Annotated in this window: 24 protein-coding genes; 10 read left to right on the forward strand and 14 right to left on the reverse strand. The window is 57.6% G+C overall.

Features of this window, described 5'->3' with window-relative positions:
* Positions 1 to 6 precede the first annotated feature (6 nt).
* The 8 genes from gyrA to ABH15_RS12525 form a co-directional block, all read right to left on the reverse strand.
* On the reverse strand, positions 7 to 2430 hold the full coding sequence (gyrA, locus tag ABH15_RS12490) for a DNA gyrase subunit A (RefSeq protein ID WP_128694717.1): 2424 nt from the start codon (positions 2428 to 2430) through the stop codon (positions 7 to 9).
* On the reverse strand, positions 2420 to 4390 hold the full coding sequence (gene gyrB, locus ABH15_RS12495; RefSeq protein ID WP_128694719.1) for a DNA topoisomerase (ATP-hydrolyzing) subunit B: 1971 nt from the start codon (positions 4388 to 4390) through the stop codon (positions 2420 to 2422). Before gyrB ends, gyrA begins: the two co-directional genes overlap by 11 nt.
* Before the next feature lie 104 nt (positions 4391 to 4494).
* Positions 4495 to 4803 carry a hypothetical protein gene (locus tag ABH15_RS12500; protein ID WP_164913753.1) on the reverse strand — a complete coding sequence of 103 codons (309 nt, stop codon included), beginning with the start codon at positions 4801 to 4803 and terminating at the stop codon, positions 4495 to 4497.
* A gap of 48 nt (positions 4804 to 4851) precedes the next feature.
* Entirely contained in the window at positions 4852 to 5667 is an 816-nt protein-coding gene (gene cbiQ / locus ABH15_RS12505) for a cobalt ECF transporter T component CbiQ (protein ID WP_128694723.1), read from the reverse strand.
* Positions 5664 to 6497, reverse strand: a complete 834-nt coding sequence (locus ABH15_RS12510; RefSeq protein WP_128694724.1) for an ATP-binding cassette domain-containing protein — start codon at positions 6495 to 6497, stop codon at positions 5664 to 5666. Before ABH15_RS12510 ends, cbiQ begins: the two co-directional genes overlap by 4 nt.
* Before the next feature lie 29 nt (positions 6498 to 6526).
* Positions 6527 to 6877 carry a PDGLE domain-containing protein gene (locus ABH15_RS12515; protein ID WP_128694726.1) on the reverse strand — a complete coding sequence of 117 codons (351 nt, stop codon included), beginning with the start codon at positions 6875 to 6877 and terminating at the stop codon, positions 6527 to 6529.
* A complete protein-coding gene (gene cbiM / locus ABH15_RS12520; protein ID WP_128694728.1) occupies positions 6877 to 7515 on the reverse strand; it encodes a cobalt transporter CbiM in 639 nt (212 codons plus the stop codon). Before cbiM ends, ABH15_RS12515 begins: the two co-directional genes overlap by 1 nt.
* 63 nt (positions 7516 to 7578) lie before the next feature.
* On the reverse strand, positions 7579 to 8730 hold the full coding sequence (locus ABH15_RS12525) for a geranylgeranyl reductase family protein (RefSeq protein WP_128694823.1): 1152 nt from the start codon (positions 8728 to 8730) through the stop codon (positions 7579 to 7581).
* Positions 8731 to 9121: 391 nt separating this feature from the next.
* Between ABH15_RS12525 and pth2 the strand changes: the two genes are divergently transcribed.
* Complete coding sequence (gene pth2, locus ABH15_RS12530; RefSeq protein ID WP_128694730.1) at positions 9122 to 9484, forward strand: peptidyl-tRNA hydrolase Pth2; 363 nt, start codon at positions 9122 to 9124, stop codon at positions 9482 to 9484.
* Entirely contained in the window at positions 9481 to 10749 is a 1269-nt protein-coding gene (gene truD, locus ABH15_RS12535) for a tRNA pseudouridine(13) synthase TruD (protein WP_128694732.1), read from the forward strand. Before pth2 ends, truD begins: the two co-directional genes overlap by 4 nt.
* Here the strand turns inward: truD and ABH15_RS12540 are convergent, their stop codons facing one another.
* Positions 10750 to 11448: a dihydrofolate reductase family protein gene (locus ABH15_RS12540; RefSeq protein WP_128694734.1), complete on the reverse strand. Its 699-nt coding sequence runs from the start codon at positions 11446 to 11448 to the stop codon at positions 10750 to 10752. It lies immediately after the preceding gene.
* 192 nt (positions 11449 to 11640) lie between these two features.
* Between ABH15_RS12540 and ABH15_RS12545 the strand changes: the two genes are divergently transcribed.
* Positions 11641 to 12273: a CDP-alcohol phosphatidyltransferase family protein gene (locus ABH15_RS12545; RefSeq protein WP_128694736.1), complete on the forward strand. Its 633-nt coding sequence runs from the start codon at positions 11641 to 11643 to the stop codon at positions 12271 to 12273.
* Positions 12274 to 12285: 12 nt separating this feature from the next.
* Here the strand turns inward: ABH15_RS12545 and ABH15_RS12550 are convergent, their stop codons facing one another.
* The gene (locus ABH15_RS12550) at positions 12286 to 12813 is read right to left on the reverse strand and encodes a GNAT family N-acetyltransferase (protein WP_128694738.1); all 528 of its coding nucleotides are present in this window, start codon (positions 12811 to 12813) and stop codon (positions 12286 to 12288) included.
* A complete protein-coding gene (gene artA / locus ABH15_RS12555; protein WP_128694740.1) occupies positions 12797 to 13624 on the reverse strand; it encodes an archaeosortase A in 828 nt (275 codons plus the stop codon). The genes ABH15_RS12550 and artA overlap by 17 nt, the downstream gene beginning before the upstream one ends.
* Before the next feature lie 122 nt (positions 13625 to 13746).
* Here artA and ABH15_RS12560 point away from each other — a divergent pair, with 122 nt between their 5' ends.
* From ABH15_RS12560 to ABH15_RS12575, 4 genes are all read left to right on the forward strand, one after another.
* A complete protein-coding gene (locus tag ABH15_RS12560) occupies positions 13747 to 14061 on the forward strand; it encodes a transcription factor S (protein ID WP_128694742.1) in 315 nt (104 codons plus the stop codon).
* 265 nt (positions 14062 to 14326) lie between these two features.
* Entirely contained in the window at positions 14327 to 16225 is a 1899-nt protein-coding gene (gene acs / locus ABH15_RS12565) for an acetate--CoA ligase (RefSeq protein ID WP_128694744.1), read from the forward strand.
* A 41-nt stretch (positions 16226 to 16266) separates the two neighbouring features.
* The gene (locus tag ABH15_RS12570; RefSeq protein ID WP_128694746.1) at positions 16267 to 16830 is read left to right on the forward strand and encodes a TATA-box-binding protein; all 564 of its coding nucleotides are present in this window, start codon (positions 16267 to 16269) and stop codon (positions 16828 to 16830) included.
* 240 nt (positions 16831 to 17070) lie between these two features.
* Positions 17071 to 17451: an ArsR family transcriptional regulator gene (locus ABH15_RS12575; RefSeq protein ID WP_128694748.1), complete on the forward strand. Its 381-nt coding sequence runs from the start codon at positions 17071 to 17073 to the stop codon at positions 17449 to 17451.
* Here ABH15_RS12575 and rpiA read toward each other — a convergent pair.
* On the reverse strand, positions 17440 to 18135 hold the full coding sequence (rpiA, locus tag ABH15_RS12580) for a ribose-5-phosphate isomerase RpiA (protein WP_128694750.1): 696 nt from the start codon (positions 18133 to 18135) through the stop codon (positions 17440 to 17442). The two genes, ABH15_RS12575 and rpiA, sit on opposite strands and share 12 nt — an antisense overlap.
* Positions 18136 to 18215: 80 nt before the next feature.
* Positions 18216 to 18995, reverse strand: coding sequence for a 5'/3'-nucleotidase SurE (gene surE / locus ABH15_RS12585; RefSeq protein WP_128694752.1), 780 nt, complete (start codon positions 18993 to 18995; stop codon positions 18216 to 18218).
* An 83-nt stretch (positions 18996 to 19078) separates the two neighbouring features.
* On the opposite strand from surE, the gene ABH15_RS12590 reads away from it, so the two are divergent.
* Positions 19079 to 19966, forward strand: a complete 888-nt coding sequence (locus tag ABH15_RS12590; protein ID WP_128694826.1) for an ATP-grasp domain-containing protein — start codon at positions 19079 to 19081, stop codon at positions 19964 to 19966.
* Positions 19963 to 20886 (forward strand): hydantoinase/oxoprolinase family protein, encoded by a 924-nt coding sequence (locus ABH15_RS12595; RefSeq protein ID WP_128694754.1) that lies wholly within the window; start codon positions 19963 to 19965, stop codon positions 20884 to 20886. The genes ABH15_RS12590 and ABH15_RS12595 overlap by 4 nt, the downstream gene beginning before the upstream one ends.
* A gap of 20 nt (positions 20887 to 20906) precedes the next feature.
* On the opposite strand, the gene ABH15_RS12600 is transcribed toward ABH15_RS12595, so the two are convergent.
* Positions 20907 to 21560 (reverse strand): hypothetical protein, encoded by a 654-nt coding sequence (locus ABH15_RS12600; protein ID WP_128694756.1) that lies wholly within the window; start codon positions 21558 to 21560, stop codon positions 20907 to 20909.
* A 401-nt stretch (positions 21561 to 21961) separates the two neighbouring features.
* Between ABH15_RS12600 and ABH15_RS12605 the strand changes: the two genes are divergently transcribed.
* A partial coding sequence (locus tag ABH15_RS12605; protein ID WP_164913754.1) for a molybdopterin-dependent oxidoreductase occupies positions 21962 to 22399 on the forward strand: 438 nt, incomplete at its 3' end.

Raw genomic sequence — 22399 nt, forward strand, 5'->3', positions numbered from 1 at the left:
AAGGATTTATTCTTCCTCCACCTCATCGGAATGCAGGATGGCGACGCCGACGACCCGATCGCCGTCATCGAGTTTCATGACCCGGACACCGCGGGTGCTCCGCTTCTGGATGGAGATCTCCGAGACCTTCGTCCGGATGACGATACCGGACGCACTCATTACGATGATCTCAGCATCATCCGAGACTGCCGTCGAGGAGACGACAACCCCTCCCCGCCGGTCGGTGAGGATGTTCCGGACACCCATCGTCCCCCTGCCGTGGCCGCGGAACTCATCAAAGTCGGTCCGTTTGCCATACCCCTTCTCGGTGATGGTCAGCAGGTGGTCCTTCTCGACGACCGAGGCGGACTGAAGGGTGTCGTCGTACTTCAGTTTTATGCCGCGAACACCCATCGCATTCCGGTGGAGCGACCTGACCGCCTCTTCATGGAACCGGAGGCTCTGCCCGTACTTCGTCGTCAGGATCAACTCCTTATCCCCGTCCGTGAGCATGACGTCCACCAGTTCGTCGCCCTCGCGGAGGGTGATGGCGTTGATACCGGACTGGCGCGGGCGGGAGAACTCGTCGAGGGGGATCTTCGCCACCGTCCCCGCCCTCGTCGCGAAGAAGAGGAACTTGTCGGGGACGAACTCCCGTACCGGTATCACCGTCGTGACCCGCTCGTCGTTCAGGTTCAGGAGGTTGACGAGCGCCTTGCCCTTGCCCGTCCGCTGGCTCTCGGGAATGTCATACACCTTCACCCAGAAGGCGCGTCCCTTGTTGGTGAAGCAGAGGAGATAATCGTGCATATTGGCGACGAAGACCGTCTCCACCCCGTCGTTCTCCTTAGTGGCCATACCGATCACGCCCCGGCCACCGCGGCGCTGCATCCGGTAGGTATCGAGATCGATCCTCTTGATATAGTTCGAGGAGGTCAGCGAGACCAGCATGGGCTTGTCCTCGATGAGATCCTCCCGCTCGATACTCTCGGTTGCATGGCCAAGGGTCGTGCGCCGGTCGTCTCCATACTGTTCGGCGATATCGACGAGTTCTGCGCGGATCTCAGCGAGGATGTTCGCCTCACTTGCAAGGATCGCGTTCAGCCGTTCGATCTCTTTCTGGATAGTATTCCGCTCGTCCACGATCTTCTGGTGCTCAAGAGCAGCGAGGCGGCGGAGCTGCATCTTTAAAATCGCATCTGCCTGCACCTCGTCGAGGCCGAACCGGCTGATAAGCCCGTCCTTCGCCTCGTCGGTCGTCTGCGATCCGCGGATCGTCGCGATCACGGCATCGATGTTGTCGAGAGCAATCAAAAGGCCGCGCAGGATGTGGATCCGATCTTCCGCTTTGCGGAGGTCGAACTCGGTTCGCCGCCTGACGACGTCGATGCGGTGCTTGAGGAACTCGGAGACGATCTCTTTGAGGTTCAGAACATGCGGCTGCTTGTTGACGATAGTGTAGTTGATGATGCCGAAGGTGGACTCGAGCGCCGTGTGCTTATACAGGAAGTTTAAAATGACCTGCGGCATGGCACCTTTCTTGAGATCTATCACGACACGAAGGCCGTCCCGGTCGGACTCGTCCCTGATATCCGAGATCCCCTCGACCCTCTTCTCGCGGACAAGATTTGCAATATGCTCAATGAGCCGTGCCTTGTTCACCTGGAATGGGATCTCGGAGATGATGATCTGCGGGTTCCTGCCTTCTTCCACGATCTCGGCGACACCGCGAACGACACACTTGCCGCGTCCCGTGAGATATGCATCCCGGATACCCGCAGTGCCCATGATAACACCGCCGGTAGGGAAGTCGGGACCCGGCATGATCTGCATCAGATCGTCGACCGATGCGGTGGGTTCATCGATGATCCGGCAGACTGCATTGCAGACCTCGCGGAGATTATGGGGCGGCATGTTCGTCGCCATACCGACGGCGATACCGCTCGAACCATTGATGAGCAGGTTCGGCAGCCGTGCGGGAAGCACCTCTGGTTCCTGAAGGGACTCGTCGAAGTTCGGGACAAAGTTGACCGTCTCCTTGTCGATATCCTCCAGGAGCTCCTCGGCGACACGGGTGAGCCTCGCCTCGGTGTAACGCATCGCCGCCGCCGCATCGCCGTCGATGGAACCGAAGTTGCCCTGTCCGTCCACCAGCATCTTCCGATAACTGAACGGCTGAGCCATCTTCACCAGCGTGTCGTAGATCGCGGAGTCTCCATGCGGATGGAACTTACCCATGACGTCTCCGACGATACGGGCACTCTTCTTGTAGGGTTTGTCGCTGGTGTTGCCCATCTCCCACATGGCGTACAGCGTCCGGCGATGAACCGGCTTTAAGCCGTCCCGGGCGTCAGGAATCGCCCTGCCGATGATCACGCTCATCGCATAGTCGATATAGCATGATTTCATCTCCTCTTCGATGTTGATCGGGATAACCTGGTCAGATATCAAGGTTCGTCACCTCCTTTGCATGCCTGCGGATGAAATCACGCCTGGCTACCACATCCTCGCCCATCAGTTTCTCGAAGATCTCGTTTGCATAGATAGCATCCTCGATCTTCACGAGCTTGAGAATCCGGTGCCCCGGATCCATCGTCGTCGACCAGAGCTGACCCGCGTTCATCTCACCAAGACCCTTGTAACGCTGGAGAGAGACACCCTTCTCACCCCATTCCTTGATGATTGCCCGCATCTCCTCCTCGCGGTAGGCGTACTGTTCCTGCTTGCCCTTGGCAATCCGGTAGAGCGGAGGCTGGGCGATGTAAACGTACCCGAGTTCAATCAGGGTGGTCATATAGCGGTAGAAGAACGTCAGGAGCAGCGTCCGGATATGCGCTCCGTCGACATCGGCATCGGTCATCAGGATGATACGGTGATAACGTGAACGTTCCGGGTCGAAAGTCTCCCCGACACCGGTCCCTATCGCCGATATCAGAGCCTGAATCTCGGCGTTCTTCAGGATCTTGTGCTGAGCCGCCTTCTCGACGTTGAGGATCTTGCCTTTCAGGGGGAGAATCGCCTGGAATTTCCGGTCACGCCCCTGTTTTGCCGAACCGCCTGCCGAATCTCCCTCGACGATATAGAGCTCCGACTTCGCAGGATCGCGCTCCTGGCAGTCGGCAAGCTTGCCGGGAAGCCCGGAGCTTTCGAGCGTGCTCTTCCGGCGAGCGAGTTCCCGTGCGTTCCGGGCGGCCTCGCGAGCCCGTGCCGCAGTCATCGCTTTTTCGAAGATGACCTGGATCACCTTCGGGTGCTCGTCGAAGTACTCGGTGAGCGACTGGTAGACCAGTGAGTCGACGATCCCGCGGACGTTGCTGTTGCCGAGGCGCATCTTGGTCTGCCCCTCGAACTGGGGGTTTGCTATCTTGGTGCTGATGACCGCTGCAAGCCCTTCACGGACATCCTCTCCTTTGACCTGCGCATCCGCACTCTTCAGGAGATTGTTCCGCCGGGCGGCAGCGTTGATCGCACGAGTGATGGCGCTCCGGAACCCCTCGAGATGCGTTCCGCCTTCACGGGTATTGACGCTGTTGACGTAGGTGTAGAGCGTCTCGCCATACGACGAATTGTACTGGAGGGCGACCTCCACCTCGACCATGCTCTCGGGATCGCTTTTGCGGAAGGCGATCACATCGTCGTGCAGTTTCTCTTTCCCCTCACTGATGTGGACGACGAACTCCCGGATACCGCCTTCGTACATGTAGGTGACGGTATCTCCGGCCCGTTCGTCCTGCAGGGAGATAGTGATGCCGCTGTTTAAGAATGCGAGTTCCCGCAGGCGGTGATCGAGCACGTCGAAGTCAAATTTGACCGTCTCGAAGATGGTCGGATCGGGCATGAAGGTGATGCGGGTACCCCGGAGCTTCTCGTACGGGACATCCGGCTCCGGTGTCGTGCCGTACCGCTGGAAGTATCGCTGCCGGCGTTCGTGCTCGGTCTCCTCCCGCTCCGTCAGCGGCGAGGCGACCTGCCCCCGTTCGAACGCCATATCGTATACCTTCCCGTCCCGGTAGACGCTTACCCGAAGCCAGCTGGCGAGGGCATTGACGACGGATACGCCGACACCGTGCAGACCGCCGGAAACCTGATAGGTATTCTTATCAAACTTTCCACCCGCATGGAGCACGGTAAGAACGATCTCAAGAGCGCTCTTATCGTACCGCGGCATCATATCCACGGGTATACCGCGCCCGTTGTCGTCGACCGTAACCGAACCGTCTCTATTGATGATCACCACGATGTGGTCGCAGATACCTGCAAGCGCTTCGTCGATCGAGTTGTCGACGACCTCATAGACGAGGTGGTGAAGACCGCGGGTATCCGTGCTCCCGATATACATCGCGGGACGCTCACGTACGGGCTTTAAGCCTTCGAGTACTGTAATATGGGATGCGTCGTACGTATCAGTCATCTGTGACCTCCGCTAGAAGAGCAGCGTCCTGAATCGTAACAAAATTCACAGTAAATATTGGTTTTATAAGCACTTATAGGTGTCCGCTGATCGAAAGCGGACGCTCAGTCGTACTTTCCGGCATCCGGGTCAGGTATGCCGAGGTGCTTGTCGATCGCGATCGCCAGCCGGTTGATGAGCCTTCGGACGTCGGCAGCATCCTCTCTGTCCATCGTGCCGGGCTGATGCCAGATCACCTGTTTGCGGAGCCGTTCAACAAGTTCCTCGATCTCAGTCCCCCGAAACTCTTCAGGGAGTATCAGATCGTCGAGATGATCCGAAGCGCCGTAGAATGCTTTCTCGGGCGGCAGCCCGAAATGCTTTGCAAGGAGCATCAGATTGACCACAAATCCTCGTCCGAACTCGCTCTTCATATGCAGGAATAGACCGATGAGAGAGAAAAAGATACTGATCGGGAAGCCTTACCCACGGAGGCAGACAACAAGCGTGCTCGCGGCGATAAAGAAGAGCGAGGCGGCGAAGAGAGAGACCTCCCCCCGGGTGAGCGGCTTTGCCCTTGTATGCAGTGTGCAGTCGCTGCCGTATCCCCGACAGAGCATGGCCGTATAGGTTCGCTCTCCCTGTTCGTACGATCTGATGAAGATCGTCCCGATGGTGTACCCGAGCTGCCGGAGACGATACCGGTAGGGGAGACGGCGATCGAGGGGGTCGAAACACCGTGTCTCCATCGCAGCCCGGATCTTTCCAAACATCTCCGCAAAGACGAAGAGATACCGGATCATCATGCCGAGCGGCAGAGTAAACTCCCGTGGAAGCCCGAGCCGGGCGGATGCGTCGACGAGATCCTGCATGCGGGTGGTCGACGAGAGCAGGATGATGAACGATACGCTGACGATGAACTTGGCAAAGAGGATCGACGCGAACTCGACCGACTCGGCATACACCTCTATCCCGAACGGAAGGGACAGAACCGGATGGAACACCTCGTAGTACCTGTTTTTAAAGAATATCTGGAAGATGATGAGGAATATACCGAACGGAAGGATCAGCACCAGCCTGCGGAGATAGACACCAGGAGAGAGGCGGGATACTGCCCAGAGCACCGAAAAGAAGAGAATAAAGATAATGCCGAGCTCGATGACCTTCGGCGAGTACGGGACGGCGACGATGGCAACGATCACGGCAAGGGTCAACAGCAGTTTGATCCGGGCGTCGAGCCGGTGGATGGGGCTTATGCAATAGGCGTGTTTCTCGATGTAGTAGAGATCGTCGATCATGCCCGCCTCGCGTATGCATCCAGGAGCGACCGCTTCGCCCCGTCGAAGGTGTATGCCATATCGACGTCGATTCCGTTATCCCGAAGCGTTGCGATCAGCCTCGGTATGGTCGGAACCTCAAGACGGGTGCGGACGAGGAGCTCCTGCCTCGCGAAGATATCATCGATACTGCCCTTTGCCGCGATCTTCCCCTGATCCATGACGTAGATGTAGTCAGCGACCTCAGGCACGAGCTCGACGTGGTGCGTCGAGAAGATCACGGTCATGCCGTATTTCTGCGGAAGCGTATTGACAAACTCGACGAGGCTCGCGACGCCCTGCGGGTCAAGCCCGGCAGTGGGTTCGTCGAGAACCAGCACCTGCGGCTCCATGGCTATCACACCGGCTATGGCGACGCGCTTCTTTTCACCCCCGGAGAGGTGGTGCGGCACCCGTTCGCGCAGGTGCTCGATATCGAGCAGGGCAAGAGCGGCATCCACCCGGTGCGCTACCGTCTCGTCGTCGAGACCGAGGTTCATCGGCCCGAAAGCCACGTCCTGTTCCACCGTCGGCGAGAAGATCTGGTCGTCCGGATTCTGAAAGACGATACCCACTATCTTTCGGATCTCCCGGAGGTTCTCCTTCGTGATCGGTTCACCACGGATCAGCACCTCTCCTGAGGCCGGCTTTAAGAGTCCGTTGAAATGCTTGAAGAGCGTACTCTTCCCCGCTCCATTCGCACCGATGACGGCGATGCGGGACGCTCTCTCCGCGACAAAATTGACGCCCGAGAGTGCGGCCACATTACCACGGTAGACGTGGGAGAGGTTCCGGGTCTCGATCAGATGCATGATTCAAAAAATGAATCGAGATAGGTATTCTAATTATCGGGACGTGCAGAGATCCGGGCAACGCCGTAGGCGATCCCGAAGAGAACCAGAGTCCCGAGGACGACGGCCAGAACTTCGCCGGGTTTGTCCATGCCCGGGACAGTGTAATCAGGGAGAGGCGAGTCGTAGGCGAAGGAGTTCCCCGTCACTTCCACGATCTGCCCTTCCGCATGCTCCGCCGCTTCTTCATCGATCGCATCGCCGGTAAGGGACTTTGCCCCATAAATCCCGTAAAACGCACTCTCAAGGCCGTCAGGGCTTCCGGAGGCGAGAAACGGAGCTGCAACCGCGATGATCAGGGCGACGGCGATGCCGCCGAGGATGATCATTCTCCGATCCATCAGCTGCTCACCCCCAGAGGCTGCTCCATGATGTCCGGCCGCGCCGACGCAATAAGGTAGAGAGCTATCGCGGTAATACCTCCCTCAATGCCTCCTATGACGGCATGGTAGAGGCCCATTGAGATGAGACCAAGCTCAAGCGGGAACGTGCCGGCAATAGCAAGTTCGAAAGCGCAGGCGATGGCGGAGACGAAGAGCGACGCCCACCCCGCAATAAATGCGGCGGCATAAGCGTTCCGCGTGAGCCCACGGAGAGCCGTGTACGTGTAGTACCCGACGAAACCGCCGATGACTCCCATATTGACGATATTCGCACCCATCACGGTGATACCGCCGTCACCGAAGATGACACCCTGGACCAGCAGAACCAGCGTCAGGACGAATACAGCGGCAAACGGGGAACCGAGGACGATGGCAGCAAGAGCCGCACCGACCATATGCCCGCTGGTACCCCACGGGATAGGGATATTCAGTGCCTGGATGGCAAAGATGCCTGCCGCAAGTACCGCCACGAGCGGCACCTTCTCTTCACCCATAGACTGCCGCGCCCACCGGAGGGAGAGTGCAATGAATATCAGAGCAACAATCCAGTAAACAGCGGCCTGTGTCAGGGGTATGAACGCATCAGGAATATGCATAGACGCACCAGCGAGATAGTAGCACACCCATGTATAAAAGTATTACGAAGAGTTATTTCAATTTCAATTTTTCAGAATATGGCGGAGACCCGAAGCAAAAATAACGCCTGCCGCTTTGAGGAACGAAGGTTTTACCGCCAGGCGGCGCACCAGCGCACTTGGACGATCCATATCCCCGAACCGCACAATCGTCTCAAGGATCTCCGGGTCGTCCATCACTCTGCAGAGGCGATCGATCTCTTCCGGGGTCATTGCCTGCCGCATTTTTAAAAGTTTTAATCCAACGGAGAGCTCCTTTCCGAAATCCTGCCACCACCGGGTTTCATACTCCCGCAGGGCGCCGTCGTTGAACATTCCCTTTTCACAGCATGCCGATGCCACGCAAGCTGCGTGCTCTGCGGAGCGGACACCGGTGTAGACACCTCCACCGGACGTGGGTTTTGCGAACCCGGCCGCATCTCCGACAAAGAGCGTCTTATGCCCGTACGTCCGGGGCATCACCCCGAGCGGTATGGTGCCCGATACCAGGTGAACGCACCCTGCCGGATACTGCCGGGCGAACGCAGCGAAACGCTCTTTCGTGAAAGCACCGCTGCAGAGGCCGACCCTGGCACGCCGATTATTCACCGGGATCACCCATCCGAAGAAATCAGGCGAAGCGTTCGGGTGCACCTCGACGTAACGCGGGTCTATCTCGCACGGCAGATCGGCCTGGACACCGGAGAGATAGATCGATGAACGCTCCATACCGAGCATCCGGGCAATGGAACTTCGCGGCCCGTCTGCAGCGATCAGGAGACGGAACGGGATCTCCTCGCGGCCACCGAGCCCCCGCGTCAGAAGGTTTCCGTCGCGGATCCCGGCAACATAGGTTTTGAGCCGAAGCTCGGCACCAGCACGGGCAGCCTCTTCCGCCATCTCCCGGTCGAGGACGGCACGGTCGACGACATACGCCTTCGTCTTTCCGGCGTCGAAACAGACCTCGCCCCCGAGACCGGATACCATCCGGGCACCACGGACTTCGTTTAAGATCGACCGAACAGAGACACGACAGACTTCGAATGCCGAAACGCTCAGAAGGCCGGCACACTGGACGGGATACCCGACGGCGGCGTGCTCCTCGACAAGGAGCGTCTTTAACCCGTGCTCGGCACAGAACCTGGCAGCAGCACTTCCCGCAGGGCCGGCTCCCACCACTACAACATCGTAGACCAGAATCAGCACCTCGCCCTGTCACGCCCGGCATAGGCCGTGGCATGACGATCCGTACACTACTAATGGATCTTAAGGGGCATAAACTGACGGTTACGGCGAACGCAACGAGAGCGGATGAGGAGAGACTCCGGGATCACCATCCGTATGCCAGCAGGATACAGAAAACCGCCAGTGCATCGGCGAGAGGCGCCTGCATGCCATACGGATAGCTGCATTCAGCACGTCCGAAAATGCAGCGGAGGCCGCGCTCCTCACAGAGCAGAAGGTTCGTCATGCCGCTCTAGACCACCCCGCCCCGGATAAGCGGCGACGGCTTTCACATACCGCGGCCGTAATACCGCTTTTCCGACAGGAGCATATTTGATGGATAACCTCAACAGATACATACGAGATGCCGGACATACCCGATTTTAAGTGGAAACAGTGTCTGATCGTGCGCAATGACATTAAGATGAGTTGCGGGAAGAAATGCGCCCAGATAGCCCACGCAGCCATCGGAGCTTACGAAAAAGCCGATAAAATTGCGAGGAAGAACTGGTTTGACGAAGGGCAGAAGAAGGTGGTGCTCAAGGCAAACTCCGAGCGGCAACTCTTCGAGATCAAAACGATAGCCGAACAGGCAGGGATAGCAGCTTCGATCATTCAGGACGCCGGCCTCACCGAGATCCCTCCCGGCACCGTGACTGCGCTCGGCCTCGGGCCGGCGAGGAGCGAAACGCTCGACCGGATCACCGGCGATCTCTCACTCCTATGATGCAGTCACCATTTCCCCTGGAACTCGAGCTCGGCATGCGCTACTATAGCAGCAATACGCCGGGCATCGGCGGGCAGCTCCGAACGGAGCCTGAGGATTTTCTCGTCGAGGAGGTACCCCTCCCCTACGGCGACGAGGGATCGCATCTCCTCGTCAGACTGACGAAAAGAAACTGGGAGCTGCAGCGTGCGGTCAAAGAGATAGCAAAACGTCTCGGAGTCAGCCACCGGCGGATCGGCTGGGCGGGAACGAAAGACAAGAACGCTGTAACAAGCCAGATAATCTCCATCTACGGCGTCACCCCCGAAGCGGTTGAAGCGGTGCATCTCTCCGAGATCGAACTTGCAGTCGTCGGGCGCGCAAAAGAGTCTCTTGCGCTCGGAGCACTGGAAGGAAACCGTTTCGAGATCGTCATCAGGGAGTGCGACCAGGACGAACTTGCGGAGAGGGTGCAGGCGGTCTCATCGACCGTGGCAGAGGGAATCCCGAACTACTTCGGCCTTCAGCGGTTCGGCGTCACCCGTCCGGTGACACACCTCGTCGGGGAACAGATCCTGCAGGAGGACTATGAGGGGGCGGTGATGACGTATGTCGGGAACGCATATCCGTATGAATCCGAGAACGCACGCCAGGCGCGCAGCAGGTTTACCGAAACCCGTGACGTGCGCGAGGCGCTTGCCGCCTACCCCGTCCAGATGACCTACGAACGCGCCATGCTCCACCACCTCGCCGTACATCCCGGAGACTATCAGGGGGCGCTGCAGGTGCTCCCCCCGAAACTGCTCTCGATGATGGTAAGCGCATTCCAGTCGTTCCTCTTCAACAGCGTCCTCTCGAGAAGACTCGACGAAGGTTTCACGCTCCACGAACCGATTCCGGGAGACCGCCTGCTCTTTCCGAACGGGCGGGAGGATACGGTAACGGAGCGGAATCGCAGCACTGCGGCGCAGCACGTCAGACGGGGGCGCTGCCGGATAGCCCTCTTCATCCCCGGTTCAGAACCGGCGGCATTGCACGGACGGATGGACGAGATGATGCAGGAGATACTGAAGGAGCGGGAGATCGATGCCGCCCGTTTCGAGCGTGCGGCGGGGTTCGTCCGGACACGCTATGCGGGCGCTCTTCGTGCAATCGCACTCTCCGCAGACGTCATCGCCGAGGTGCAGGATGCCAGCACCCGTCTGCGGTTCACGCTGCCGCCCGGACACTACGCCACAACAGTCTGCCGGGAGTATATGAAGGCCGACCCGTACCGAATGATCTGATCAGACCGTCCGGGTCGGTGTCTCTCCATAGAGGACGTCCCACTCGGTGACCATGTTCGTCCCACACATATAGTGCTGCTTTAAGGAGAGCCGGATCATCTCATCTTCCGACTCGATATGCATGCCGCCCACGAGTGAAGGGGTATCGGCTCCGCCCACAATAAACGGCAGATGAATGAGACGGATCTCATCGACCAGGCGGTGCCGGAGCATTGCCCAGTTCAGCGTCGGGCCGCCCTCGACCATCAGGCGGCGGATGCCGTACTGCTGGCGTAAGATCCGCATGAGCAGCGTCAGGTCGACCGTATCTGCTCCGGCGACGACGACATCTACCCCCTTCTCTTTCAGAGCGGCGATGCGTTCTTCCGGAGCCTCCCTGCCGACGGCGATGACCGTCGGTGCATCCCCTTTGAGTATATTGGCATCAAGCGGGATGCTGCCGCGGCTGCTCGGGATAACACGAAGCGGGCTTTTTCCTTCGACGAGCCGGACGGTAAGAAAAGAGTTGTCGATGCTGATAGTATTTGGCCCGACCATGATGGCATCGTACTCCGCACGCGTCTTGTGGAGCAGAATTTCGGTTTCATGGGCCATGTATTTCATGAGGATCTTGCTTGAAGCGCCTTTCTTCAAGGTGAGTTTACCATCGACGGTAATCTCCGACATCATGAGCACATGGGGCCTGCAGCTTTCTGGCATGGAAAATCCTTCACTGTATATGTGGAGGTGAGCGCATTAAAATAGCTGGTGAAGGTGCAGCCGTACCCCTTCCCCGGGTTCCCCCGGGAAAAATACACCCGGAGTAATAGCAGTATCGGCATTTTCAGACATTTCCGGCATTTAAGGGCAGAGCAAAAGTTAAACTCCTTCCATACCGATGATCTATGAGACATGAATATAACTTCACTGCGGCCTCAGTTCGTTAAGTATACCGAGCCGCTCGCAGCTCTTTTCATCAGACTGGGAGTCACGCCGAATCAGGTCTCGCTACTCTCCCTCCTCTTCGGCCTCTTCTCCGCTTTCACTTTTGCAGGCGGCTACTTCCTTGCCGGAAGCCTGCTGCTCTTCATCTCCGCAGTGCTCGATCTGGTGGACGGCAACGTCGCCCGCAAGAACCACTCCGAGAGCGACTTTGGTGCCGTATTTGACTGGATAGCCGACAAATATGTCGATGCCGCAGTAATTCTCGGCGTCGGATTCTCACAGGTTCCCATTATCAGCCACCTGATCGCAGTCCCTCCGCTTGCGGACTTCGGCGTAGTAGCTCTCGCGCTCTTCGGCTCCATGATAAACACCTTCATCAAACCGGTTGTCTACGCGGAGATCGGATACAGCGAACGGGTCGCAGGAAAGATCGAGGATCCCCTCGAAGGGATCGGGTTCTTCGGAAGACCCGAGACCGTGCTCTTCCTGGTGCTTGGCGGTGTTACAGGGTACATCTGGGTGGCCGTCCTGGTTATCGCGGTCTGCACGAACCTCTCCGCCATCCAGCGCATCGTGTATCTCTACCGCAGATACGCGTAAGGGACGTATCCCTCACAAGATCTTTTTTCTCATCCGGTACCGGAGAAACGCCATGCCGGAGAGGAAGACCCATTCTTCCCCGAGGCACTCGTATCCACGGCGGGCAAAGAAAGGCCGTGCCGTAATGCTCGCATCCGTCCGGATACAGCGGCACCCGGAAGTGCGGGCATTCTCCTCGAGCGTCGCGAGGAGGCCTGAACCGATCCCGCATCCCTGGTATTCCGCATGCGTGTAGAGCATGTGCAGGTAGCAGCCAGCGGTACAATCGGCGAACCCGACGACCACATCCCCGATCACGGCGACATAGGCGTTGTTCTCTGCGAGGAAAGATTCCCACCGCATCCGGTCGCACCGTTCAGCAGGCGCCCAGCGATCGACCTGATCTTTCGTATAATCCCGGCTGTTGACGATGTGAACGGTATCAAAGAAGAGAAGCAGAATCTGATCGAGATCGGACGGCCTGTAGGGGCGGATCGTCAGAGACCCGGCCTGAACTTCCTTGCACCGCCTGCCGCAGACAGGATCATCGTGGAGGTTCATCCTTCACTCGCCGCACCAGAACGGTGAGTTCCTCCCGATAGAGCTTGAAGAGATCATCGGCAAATGCTCCAAGCCCCGGGATGATGATAAACAGGCCGTACGCGATGGCGACGAGCAGCAGGAGTGCGCCGAGTTCGCACATGACATTGTGCGCCCAGAAGAAACTCTCGTAGCCGAACTCACCGTTCCCCGCTATCTCCGGGAGGTAGGGGAACCACTGTCCGGTATAGGCCGATATCACAAAGGTATTCCGGAAGATATTCAGGATGTAAATCGTCGGAAATACAAGGAGGAATGCAAGCACCTTCTGGCGCAGGGTGGTCTTCACGGCGCCGGCGACACCGAGCATGATGGCGATACTCTGGATGCCGGTACAGGCAAGGATGATCTCGGTCTGAAATCCGTTCCGGGTAAGAATATTCCAGGAGACATGCGAGACGGGGTAACCGGCAAGGCTGAGCATCCATGACGTCTGCGCCACAACAGCGGCGATGAGCCAGTCGCCGAGCGGTGTAATGTATGCGAAAGGAGCATAGATCAGAAAGGCAACCGCAGCGGCCATGGAGAGCTGCAGTATCCGGCGGTCTTCCCGCAGGAGGGCACGTATCGTGACATACAGGAAGGGTATCGAGAGGAGGGCGATTATGGGGTACATGAAGTTATTGATGGAAAAGTAGTATGGCAGCTCGGAGAAGAGATATCCTGCAATGCTCACCCAGCCGACGATGGCAAAATATTTGCGGAAGGTGGTATTGGGTATGAGGAAGGCCAGAAACGCGATGCAGGAGATCAGCACCAGATACTCAATCATTGCCGTACTTTTCTCCATAGAAGGAGATAAAGGATTGCGGGATTCTCACTCGATCGGCCATCCTGCCGCCCGAACACCATCCTATCCAAGGGTTAATCAGGGCTGCTCACGCATCTGTATGAATGATGTTTTGTCCACAGTGCAAGGGCCTGATGATCTCGTCCGGGGGGCAGATGAAGTGCAGAAAGTGTGGCTGCATCCGAGAAATCACCGCTGATCATAAGCTCAAGAAGACGGACAAAAGGCTTGAGAAGGAGATCACCATCGTCGACGATCAGGATCAGGTCTCGACAATGCCGACCGCCACGGTGCAATGTCCGGAGTGTGGCAATATGACGGCTATCTGGTGGCTGCGACAGCTCCGCTCCGCCGATGAGAGCGAGGTCAGATTCTTCCGGTGCACCGCCTGCAGTAAGACCTGGCGTGAATACGACTAAGAGCGAAAATCTGCCGGTAGACTAAAAAATCGACCCCCACTTTCCTTTTCGCCCGGCATCAGGAGCTCATTACCCCGAATGCCGTATCCGGAAATCTCCGCCGGAACCTGTTCTCTCATGATGCCTCTCGATAGTCGGGCAGGTCGCGAACCGATAAATAATAGTCAGCAGTATATACTTGGTTAAATACACAAAAAGGCCATCGAATAACACCAGAATGTTGATATATAATCATCATTATTAATAATGTAGAATGGGGGTTACGATGGCTGAAGATTTTAATGTAAAACTCGACACGGCAATGTATTACACACCGAGCGAGGAGTGCACGAAAGACTCCTGGGCCGGAGACTACAACCAGCGCTACCAGGAATTTGTGGCAGACCCCGCCGCGTACTGGGAAAAGATTGCCCGGGAACTCGAGTGGTACGAGGAGTGGGATCAGGTCAGAGAATGGAACTATCCGCACGCGAAGTGGTTCACGAACGGGAAGCTCAATATCACGCACAACTGCCTCGACCGCCACGTCTTCAACCAGCGCCGGAATAAAGTCGCCATTATGTGGCGGGGTGAGACGGCCGACGAGGAGCGGATCTTCACCTATAAGCAGCTCTACCAGGCCGTCTGCAGGTTCGCAAACGGCCTCAAAAGCCTCGGGGTAGAGAAAGGAGATCGCGTCTGCATCTACATGCCGGTCGTGCCCGAACAGATCATCGCCATGCTCGCCTGCGCCCGTATCGGGGCAATCCATACGGTTGTCTTCGGCGGTTTCGGAGTGGCTGCGCTCAACCAGCGTATCCGCGGAGTCGGAGCGAAAGTGGTCATCGCCGCAGATGTCACCTTCAGGCGCGGGAAAGCAATTCCCCTCAAGACGATCGTTGAAGAGGCGGTCGTAAACGCCCCGAGCGTCGAGCGTATCGTTGTACTGCGCCGGGACGAGACGAAGCCGGTCGAACTGCATCCCGAGATGGAAGTCGACTTTAACGACCTCATGGAGAACCAGCCCCGGGAGTGCGCAGCCGAGACGATGGATGCCGAAGACCCCCTGTTCATCCTCTTTACCAGCGGTACGACCGGTGAGCCCAAGGGCATCGTCCATACCTGCGGCGGGTACATGGTCGGCACCTACTACACGACGAAATACGTCTTTGATGTCAGGGACAACGACGTCTACTGGTGCACCGCCGATCCGGGCTGGATCACCGGCCATAGTTATGGCGTCTACGGCCCGCTCCTGAACGGCGCCACCTGCCTTATCGCCGAGGCAACGCCCGACTTCCCGGATAACGGCGTCTGGTGGAACCTGATCGAGGAGTACGGTGTCACCATCTTCTACACCGCTCCGACCGCCATCCGGATGTTCATGCGGGTCGGTGCCGAGTGGCCGCAGAAGTACAATCTCTCATCACTCCGTGTCCTCGGTTCAGTCGGGGAACCGTTAAACCCCGAGGCATTCGAGTGGTACTACCAGCATATCGGCAACAGGGAGTGCCCGATCGTCGATACCTGGTGGCAGACCGAGACCGGGATGCATATGATCACCACGATGATCGGCGAGCCGATGCGCCCGGGGTTTGCGGGTAAACCAATCCCCGGCATCATTGCCGACGTCGTCGACAAAGATGGCAACCCCGTCCCGCCGGGTACCGGCGGACTGCTTGTCATCAGAGAACCCTGGCCGTCGATGATGCGCACGATCTGGGGGAACGACGAGCGCTATCAGAAGTACTGGAACACCATTCCCGGCTGCTACACCGCTGCGGACCTCGCGGTGAAGGACGAGAACGGCTATATCATGGTCATCGGCCGCTCCGACGACCTGATCGTCGTCGCCGGGCATAACATCGGTACTGCGGAGGTCGAGAGTGCTCTCGTCTCTCATGAGGCCGTTGCCGAGGCAGCAGTCATCGGCAAGCCCGACGCAATGAAAGGGAATGTCATAAAGGCCTTTGTCATCCTCATCGAGGGGTACCAGGCAAGCGAGAAGCTGATAAACGAACTCACGTATCATGTCAGGATGACGCTCGGCCCCATCGCCATCCCGTCCGAGATCGAGGTCGTCGATGCTCTCCCGAAGACCCGGAGCGGAAAAATTATGCGTCGTGTCCTGAAAGCAAGAGAGATGGGCATGGATCCCGGAGATATCTCCACCCTTGAGGATTGAACACCCAACCCTTTATATACTGTTTTAAGCATTTTATAAATATGAATGAACGTAGACCGGAAGAGTCTCTCAAGATAGAAAATATCGTTGCTTCCGCCAAAGTGACGGATTTCCTTGATCTGCCCTCCCTTGCATCTCAGCTCAAGGACGCCGAATACAATAAGAAGCGGTTCCCCGGGGTCGTCCTCCGGATGCAGGATCCAAAGATCGCAGCGCTTGTCTTCGGGTCAGGCAAAGTCGTGCTTACCGGTGCGAAGAGCATCGACAGCCTCAACAAAGGCCTCCAGATCCTCGGCGACCAGCTCCGGGCGCTGCAGATCGATATCTCCGAAGAGCTTAGTTACAAGATCCAGAACATCGTGACCTCGGCGGATCTCGGCACCCCGATCAACCTCAATAAGATTGCAGTAGGTTTCAACCTCGATAAGATCGAATACGAGCCCGAACAATTTCCAGGCCTCGTTTACCGCCTCGACGATCCGAAGGTAGTCGTACTCCTCTTCGGCTCGGGAAAGCTGATCATCACCGGAGGAAAACAACCTGAAGACGCAAAGCGGGCGGTCCAGCGGATCCTCTCTGAGCTATCTAATCTCGGTCTCATATAACCGGTATTTTCGGCAGATTCTTTCCCATTCATCACACTTTTTTCCACAAGACTTTCAAGGAGCAGCTACGGCCGTCGAGAGCATGGAGCATGCATCGCGGTCCCTGAAAATAACCGACCAGAAAAACGTGTTTTCTTATCACACACCGCTAAAACAACGATATTGAAAAATCTCGTATAGGAATAATAATATTTTTATAGTCAGATTTAAAACAATAGATGGAAGATTATTGGTGAACGGATGAGGTCAGATAAAGTACGATATTTTACTCCAAAAGAGGAAGAGCTTGCCGAACTGCTCATGGGCATCGGGATCAAGCGCAACGTCTCCAAAGTTCTCGTATACCTGGCAAGTATTGACGAAGCTACCTCCCGGGATATCGAGCGGGGCACAGACCTTCGCCAGCCGGAGGTCAGCATTGCGATGCGCTACCTCAAGGAGTGTAACTGGATCGAGACTCGGGAGAGCAAATCCGAGAGCAAAGGAAGACCGGTCAAGATCTACACGCTGTCCCTCCCGATAACCGAGATAATGGATACGATCGAGAAAGAAAAGAAGAAAGAAGCCCGGCACCAGCTCGACCTCATCCAGAAGATGCGCGAGACCATATCAATGCAGTGATACAATACGGCACTCCCGCCCTTCACCCACCACCACGCGCATCTTTTCTGCAAAGGTGGTAAACAGCCCGCACTCGAGAAGGCCGGGAACGGCAGCAATCTGCTGTTCCAGTGATGCGGGATCGGGGATTGCTCCAAAATTACAATCTATTATAAAGTTACCATTGTCGGTGACGACCGGGCCGTCTTTTTTAACCCCCTCACGAAGAACCGGCACGCCCCCCATCTCGGTAAGCCGCCGGAAGGCAAGCCCGCAGGCGAACGGCAGAACCTCGATCGGCACGGGTGCGCTTAAGGTATCGACCGTCTTGGTCGAGTCGACGACGATGACCACCTCTTCAGCCGCATCCGCCACGCACTTTTCACGAAGGTGCGCCGCCCCGCGCCCCTTGATCAGGGAGAGACCCGGGTCAACCTGATCGGCACCATCGATAGCGAGGGCAAGCTGCGGAAACTCATCGAGCGTTGTAAGCGGTATCCCGTACTCCCGGGCGCGAATTGCCGCCTGGTACGATGTTGGCACACCGACGATGGAAAGGCCGGACGCGATCCGTTCAGCGAGGCGCTCCATCGCAAAAAACACCGTCGAGCCGGTGCCGAGTCCGATGACCGTGCCGTCTTCGACGAGATCGGCGGCCCGATATCCAGCAATTCGTTTCGATTCAGCAAGGAGCGAACTATCCATACAGGACCTGTGGCACCTCCCTTCATATCAATGCCCATCATCGGTTCCGGGGTACCGCCGACGATATAAAAAAAGAGTAATTACCGGAAGATATCGGCAAGCCGATCGGCGGCGCGCAGCGCCGTGCAGTCGAGGGTGATCGGTGTAATGGAGATGTTGCCCATCCTGACGGCATGCACATCGGTGCCTTCCTCGGCATCCTCGAACAGAGGTCCATCGATCCAGTAGTACGGCCGGCCGCGCGGATCGAGCCTCTTCTCAACACCGGTGTGGAAGAGTTTCTCGGCAAGCCGGGTCACCTCATACCCTCCACTGACCTTCGAGGGGATGTTAACATTGATAACATCGGCATGCTCCGGAAACCCGTCCCGCAGCACTCGCTCGCAGACATCGCGGACAATGCGTTTGGTCTCCTCAAACCGATCGGTCACACGCGAAGGGTCGTCGAATTTATCGCCCTGATCCTCCACCTGCAGTGAAAACGCGACGGACGGGACGCCCTGGTTCGAAGCCTCAAGGGCAGCGCCCACCGTGCCCGACGTCATAATGGACTCGTATGAGAGATTTTCACCGATATTGACACCGCTGACCACGAGATCGGGAGCAAGATTCAGCGAGTACAGGCCGATGATCACCGCATCGGTCGGTTTCCCGCCGACCGAATAGGCGGGCACCCCGTTCATGGTGATCTCGTAGGTGCGGATCGGTTCGAAGATCGAGATGGATCTTCCGACCGCACTCTGCTGTGTCGCAGGTGCAACGACCGTGACATCCGCAATGGGGGAAAGGGCTTCGTATGCAGCCCATATTCCAGCTGACGTAACCCCGTCATCATTGGTGAGCAGTACTTTGGGTTTCATCTTCACCGGGTACATCTGGCTCCAGGAACCAAATACTTGATCAATCGTCAGGGTGAAGTCCTCCCCCCGCCAACGTGTACATGATGAAGGCGTTCCTCGCTGAATACACCGTATGCAATGAACCGATGCTGGCCCGGGAAGGCGCTGCCATGCTCTCCGTCCTTCGGGAGAGTTTCGAAGCGTCCGGATACGAGGTTGTATCCCCCGAAGGTCCCGACTTTGAAGGTGAGATCAGGAGACTTGCCCCGGAGTGCGATCTCGGTCTCGTTATCGCACCCGATCACCTCCTCTTCCGGTTCACCCATCTGCTCGAGCAGTTCACCCATAACATCGGGTGCGGAAGCATGAATGCTGCGGTCTGTGCTAATAAACGCCGCACAGCAGGCATCCTTGCAAAGCATGGGATAGCGGTTCCCGAGGAGATACAGAGCGGGAAAAAACTCATCAAGCCCGTTACCGGCTGTGGATCGGTTGGAATCAGACTATCCGACGAAGAGCCGGGAGAGGGTGAGATCGGTCAGCGGTACATCGAGGGCGACCATATCAGCGTGAGCCTCGTAGGAAGCCGGGTAACCGGGAACGTCTGCGAATACCATACCGGCAGACCCCCGCTTCTGCTTGCAGTGAACCGCCAGAAGATCGCAGTCGACGAGAACGGCACGCTCCACTACCTCGGCGGCGAAACGCCCATCCACCCTGAGCGCGAGGAAGAGATCGTCGAGACCGCCACAAAGGCGATGAACGTCCTCGGCTGCCAGGGGTACGCCGGGATCGATCTCATCGTAGCCGACCGCATCTACGTCGTTGATGTCAATCCCCGTCCGACAACAAGCCTGGTCGGGATCGCAGCCGTCATGGAGGAAGAGATCGCCGAGATCCTTGTCGCGGCGTCCCATGGAGAAGGACCCGATACCGTGCACCTCTCCGGGCATGTCTGCTTCGGCAAGGACGGGAGCGTGCGGCAGGCATGATCGGCGTCGATGTCGGCGGGGCAAACCTCAAAGTCGTGGACGATGCGGGCGTGCATATCCACTACTGCCCGCTCTGGCAGGAGGCTCCGCTCACCGAGATGCTCGAAAACTATACAGGCAGGGCTGCGGTGGTGATGAGCGGGGAACTCGCCGATAGTTTCACGAATAAGATGCAGGGGATCGACTGGATTGTGAAGGCCGTCCAAAAAGCTCTCCCCGAGGCGCAGTTTTACGGCATGGACGGAGCTTTCCACACACAGCCTGCGGCAGCACTCGCCGCTGCAAACTGGCTTGCATCCGCCGACTATCTCCGGGAGGAGTATGCGGATGCGGTACTGCTCGACGTCGGGAGCACGACGGCCGATGTGATCCCTCTCGGGTGTTTTGACGCGCTGAAAGGCCTTACCGACACCCTGCGGCTCCAACGGCAGTACCTTGTCTACACCGGCATGCTGCGAACCAACATCGCAACACTGCTCAGATCGGCTATCATCGACGGCGTGGAGACACCGGTGAGCACCGAGTACTTCGCAACCAGTGCGGATGCGCACCTCGTCCTCGGCACCATCTCTGCCGAAGACTATATCTGCCCGGCGCCGGATAACGGGGAGAAGACCTACGTCGGTGCCTGCCGACGCCTCGCCCGGGTCGTCTGCGCCGATCTCGAAGAGATCGGAGAGGAGGGGGCGGCTTCTATCGCACGGCAGTTCTGGGAGGTCCAGAAGACGCTGATCGGGCGTGCCGTGGGGAGAGCACTGTACACGAGCGGTGCGGACAGGATCATAACGGCCGGGATAGGGGCGGAGATCTTCGCGGGCGAACTTTCCGGCACCACGCTGCGCCGGGAGATCGGCGATCTCGTCGATGCTCTGCCGGCATATGCCGTCAGGGAGGTGGCGTTACGAAACGGTGGTCCCTGACCCTCATCCTGCTGGCCGTATCAGGTGCCGTCACGGTAGTATCGCTGCTGATGGGGTTTCCCTTCTTCGCCCTGTTTCTCTTCATCCCGCTGATTCCGCTCTTCAGGAAGCCTCCTGGCGTGAAGCGCTGTCCGGTCTGCGGCTTTGAAGCCACAGGCAACGAGCGCTTCTGCCCCCGGGATGGAACGATGCTTGCTTCCGACGGCAGAGAGGGAGAGATGTAAGAGCGACATCGGGAGCTTGACGCCGAAGAGCTCAGTAGAGGGAATCCGCCCGAAGTCCCGGGCAGCATAGTTCCGGATCGTCCCGCGATCGACGATAACCCCCATGGCCGCAAGCAGGCGGGCGACCCGGTGAAACGGCATCCGTGCAGCGAGGAGGGCGCAGAGATCGACGACGGGAGAGCCAAGGCGGGTGTCAGGATAGAACGGCGATTCTGCATAGCAGAGGTTTTTGCAGGCGTTGCAGTAGAATCGTTTGACGACCACGTGGATGACCCGGGTTTTTCCACCCTCCAGGATAACGGCGAACCTTTTTTTCCGGAGGTCATGTCCGGTGAGCGATCCCCCGCACGACGGGCACGAGTCAAGCTCGGTGAATGCAACACCGTCCATCGAGACGAGGGCACTGCCGACGAGGTCGATAAGCATGGGGGGGAGCAGAATTTTCTTCATACTGTGATACCACCAGAGCAGAGAGATTTTGTGCAGGTATCAGCTTCCACCGTTATTAACATCTCTCTCCGGGTGCGATACTGCCTGGTCGGCGGGTGAAGCAGCATTGCCGTAAGGGGCCGGTCAAAACATGCAGAAAGGAGAGCAGACCACTTCATACTTTCGATGCGGCAGTCTCGAGTGAGTAATTCAATCCATCTGCGATCCGACCCGGAGCGCACCGATATATTCACGAATTTGCACCAGATTTAAATACGCAGATTCCCTGAGCATTCCGGATGTTCCACAAGGCAGGAATAAGACACCCCCGATAGCCCATTAAAGGTAATTAAACTCACTGAAGTTAATCATTACAATTAAATATACCTAACCTCGAAGTTCAGCTTATCCGAGGTTTTACCATGGAGTTCAAGTATGTACAGACTACGTGCCCGTACTGCGGCACGGGATGCAGTTTCAACCTCGTGGTGAGGGACGGCAAGGTCGCCGGCACGGCGCCCTACCAGCGTTCACCCGTCAACGAGGGAAAGGTCTGCCCGAAGGGCACCTATGCACATGAGTTCGTGAACAGCCCCGACCGGCTCACCAAGCCCCTCATCAAGAAGGACGGCCAGTTCGTCGAGGCAACCTGGGACGAGGCCTACGACCTGATCGCCCAGAAGTTCAAGTCCTACAAGCCCGACGAGCTTGCCTGTCTCTCGTCCGCCCGTACCTCCAACGAGGACAACTACGCTCTGATGAAGTTCGCCCGCGGTGCCCTGAAGACCCGGCACATCGACCACTGCGCCCGGCTCTGCCACGCGTCCACCGTCGCCGGTCTCGCCGCATCCTTCGGCTCC

The organism is Methanoculleus taiwanensis, from assembly GCF_004102725.1.
GTDB lineage: Archaea > Halobacteriota > Methanomicrobia > Methanomicrobiales > Methanoculleaceae > Methanoculleus_A > Methanoculleus_A taiwanensis.